The following is a 3,681-nucleotide window of genomic DNA, read 5'->3' on the forward strand; positions in this document are numbered from 1 at the left end:
CGGGCGGCTCCGCCCGCCCCCACGGCGTGCGCGAGCCCGTGCCGCGCGGTGCCTCGTGTCGCGCGGCCGGCGCGACGAGCGTGTCGAGAAGTCCCATGCCCCCGACGGTAGGCAGCGGGTCCGGGGGCACGGGGCCGCCGTCGGGCAACCTGTGCATGAAGGCGGGAAAACGCCGCCTGTGGTCGCGCTCGAATGACTACGGTCACGTGAGGTGTGCCGGTCCGCGCGCGGCACGACTTACGTCGGGCAGGATGCGGCAGGTCGCCCTCAACCCGGCAGCAGCGCGGGAGTCGGACCGCCGGCGTGAGGGAGGCACCTTGCCCGAGTGCTCGGCAGTTTGCATCGAGGTCGGCACAGGCCTGTGCCGACCTCGATGCAAAGTGCCGAGCCCCGGAAGGTCAGCCCCTCAGGGGCAGGCCAGGAGGCGGATCAGGTCAGGACGACGCAGCCTTCGACGGACTGGACCCGCTGGACGCCGACCCCGAGGAGCTCTTCGAGCTGGAGGAGCTCGACGAGGACGACCCGGAGTCGCTCGACGAGGAGGACGAGGACGAGGACGACTCCGACGTCGCGGCCTTCACCGTGCTGCTCGTCGAGGTGCTGCGCGAGTCGGTGCGGTAGAAGCCCGACCCCTTGAACGTGACGCCCACCGAGCTGAACACCTTGCGCAGCTTGCCCTGGCACTCCGGGCAGACGGTCAGCGACTCGTCGGTGAACTCCTGGTGGATGTCGAACGCGTGGCCGCAGTCGGCACACCGGTACGCATAGGTGGGCACGTGCACTCCTCTGGGACGTCAGGACGGCCGGGGCGTCGCACGCTCACAGGGCCGGGGCCTGGCACTCGGGGTTTCCGAGTGCCAATAGTAACGGTCGAGCGGCGGGTGATAGTCCCAGGATCTCCCGAGGCTGTTCACGCCTGCGCGTTCACCCAAGCCCTGGGGCGGACGGTAGTCTCCACTGCGTGTCCGCGACCACTCCCGCCGAGCCAGTAGAGCCCGTCGAAAAAGTCCCCTCCGCCGGTGCACGGCCTGCCAAGCGCCGTCGGACTCGCACCACCCGCGTCCGCCAGTTCCTGGTCGGTACAGCCGTCGTCGTCGTGCTGGCGCTGGTCGCCGTGACGACCTTCGGATGGCTCACCGGGCGCCGTCCGCTGCCGGAGTACTCCGGGTCGGTCCAGGTCGAGGGCCTGGGCTCGGACGTGCGCGTGAGCCGTGACGCCCAGGGCGTGCCGCAGATCTACGCCGACACCGCCGAGGACCTGTTCCGTGCGCAGGGCTACGTGCACGCGCAGGACCGCTTCTTCGAGATGGACTACCGCCGCCACGTGACGGCGGGCCGCCTGGCCGAGCTCGTCGGCAACAACGAGGACGCGATCCAGGCCGACATGGTCACGCGCACCTTCGGCTGGCGGCACGTCGCCGAGGAGGAGTTCAACATCCTCGACGACACGACCCGGCAGTACCTCCAGGCCTACGCGGACGGCGTCAACGCCTACCTCGCGGACCGCAGCCCCGGCGAGACCGCCGTGGAGTACACGGTGCTCGACGTCAGCGTCGAGGTGAACGACCCCGAGCCGTGGGGCCCGATCGACTCGCTGGCGTGGCTCAAGGCGATGGCCTGGGACCTGCGCGGCAACTACGACGACGAGCTCGACCGTGCGCTTGCCTACAGCAGGCTGGGCGACGCGTCGCGCGTGGCCGAGCTGTTCCCGGCCTACTCCGGCACGGGCAACGCGCCGATCCTCGACGCCGCCGAGGCGGGCGCCCAGTCGACGGCCCCGGCCGGCACCGAGACGGCGTCGGCCACTCAGGAGGTCTACCAGAGCCCGCACCTGGCCGACGCCCTCGAGTCGGCGCAGAAGGCGCTCGACGCCGTGCCCGTGCAGATCGCGCGTGGTGAGGGCACCGGCTCCAACTCGTGGGTGGTCTCGGGGCAGTACACGAAGTCGGGCAAGCCGCTGCTGGCCAACGACCCGCACCTCGCCCTCGCGGCCCCCGGTATCTGGGCGCAGATCGGTCTGCACTGCAACCAGGTGGGCCCGGAGTGCCCGTACGACGTGGCCGGGTTCTCGTTCTCCGGCTTCCCCGGCGTGATCATCGGCCACAACGCCGACATCTCCTGGGGCCTGACCAACATGGGCGCCGACGTCACCGACTTCTTCATCGAGCGGGTCCGTAACGACACGTACATGCGGGGCACGAACAAATGGGTCCCGATGGAGTCGGAGACCGAGGTGATCAGGGTCGACGGCGGTAGCTCCGTCGACCTGGAGGTCCGGCGGACCGTGCACGGCCCGATCATCTCGTCCGTCATGGACGAGACGCAGATGGACGCCGTGCGCGACGCGCCCACCGAGATCGGCCCCGAGCAACGCCCCCAGTACGAGATCGCGCTCCAGTGGACCGCGCTCCAGCCGGGCCACACCGCCGACGCCGTGTTCGAGATGAACCGCGCCAAGACGCCCGCGGACATGAAGGCGGCGGCAGCGAAGTTCGAGGTGCCCGCGCAGAACATCGTGTACGCGACGACCGACGGGCACATCGGCTACCAGGCGCCGGGCAAGATCCCGGTGCGCGCCAGCGTGCCGGGCGCGGTCGAGTCGGACGGCACCTGGCCGCGACCCGGCTGGGATGCCCGCTACGACTGGACCGGCTACGTGGACCCGGCACAGATGCCCGGCGTGGTGGACCCGAAGGAGGGCTTCATCGTCGCCGCGAACCAGGCCGTGCTGCCGGGTGGCGACGGACCGTACCTCAGCCGCGACTGGGACTACGGCTACCGGTCGGAGCGCATCCGTACTCTGATCAGCGACCGCATCGCGGAGGGCCGCAAGCTGACCGCCGCCGACATGTCCGAGTTCCAGATGGACCAGTGGAGCGTGTTCGCCGACCTCTTGGTGCCCGTGCTGGTCGAGGTGGATCTCCCCGCAGGCTACGACTCGGACGGCCAGGCTCTCCTGGCCGACTGGGACAGGTCCATGGACGCCGACTCCGCGGCCGCCGCCTACTTCGCGGCCGTGTGGCGCAACCTGCTGCGGATCACGTTCCACGACGAGCTGCCCGAGGCGATGTGGCCAGACGGCGGCAGCCGCTGGCTCGCCGTCATCCAGGGCATGCTCGGCGACCCGGAGAACCCCTTCTGGGACGACCAGTCCACGGTGTCCGTCGTCGAGAGCAGGGACGAGGTGCTGACGCAGGCGCTGGTCAGCGCCCGCCAGGACCTCACCGTCGAGATCGGTAAGGACACGAGCGACTGGGAGTGGGGCACGCTGCACCAGCTCCGGCTGGAGCACCTGGTGCTCGGCGGCCCCGGCATCCCGGCCCCGATCTCGGCCTACATGAACCCGGCGCCGGTCAAGGTCGGCGGTGGGTCGTCGATCGTGAACGCCACCTCCTTCGACGCCGCCAGCGGTAGCTTCGACGTGACGAGCGGCCCGTCGATGCGCATGGTCGTGGACCTCGCCGACCTGGACGCCTCCACCTGGGTGGTCGTGACCGGCGCGTCGGCGCACCCGGGATCGCCGCACTACGACGACCAGCTCGGCGCCTGGGCGGCGGGGGAGACGTTCCCCTGGCCGTTCACCGCGGACGCCGTCGAAGGAGCCGCCGAGGACGAGCAGATCCTGACGCCTTAGGGCGCCGCCGGTCACGCCGCCCCGTCGGTCACGCCGCCCCGTCGGTC

General features: G+C 70.7%; 2 protein-coding genes. One reads left to right on the forward strand and one right to left on the reverse strand.

From position 1 onward, the window contains the following. Window positions 1-434: 434 nt before the first annotated feature. Window positions 435-776, reverse strand: a complete 342-nt coding sequence (locus PROKR_RS14815) for an FmdB family zinc ribbon protein (RefSeq protein WP_036964637.1) — start codon at window positions 774-776, stop codon at window positions 435-437. A gap of 320 nt (window positions 777-1,096) precedes the next feature. Between PROKR_RS14815 and PROKR_RS14820 the strand changes: the two genes are divergently transcribed. After that, entirely contained in the window at window positions 1,097-3,634 is a 2,538-nt protein-coding gene (locus tag PROKR_RS14820) for a penicillin acylase family protein (RefSeq protein WP_051433019.1), read from the forward strand. Window positions 3,635-3,681 lie beyond the last annotated feature (47 nt).

Source organism: Promicromonospora kroppenstedtii DSM 19349, assembly GCF_000515355.1.
In the GTDB taxonomy this organism is placed as follows: Bacteria; Actinomycetota; Actinomycetes; order Actinomycetales; family Cellulomonadaceae; genus Promicromonospora; species Promicromonospora kroppenstedtii.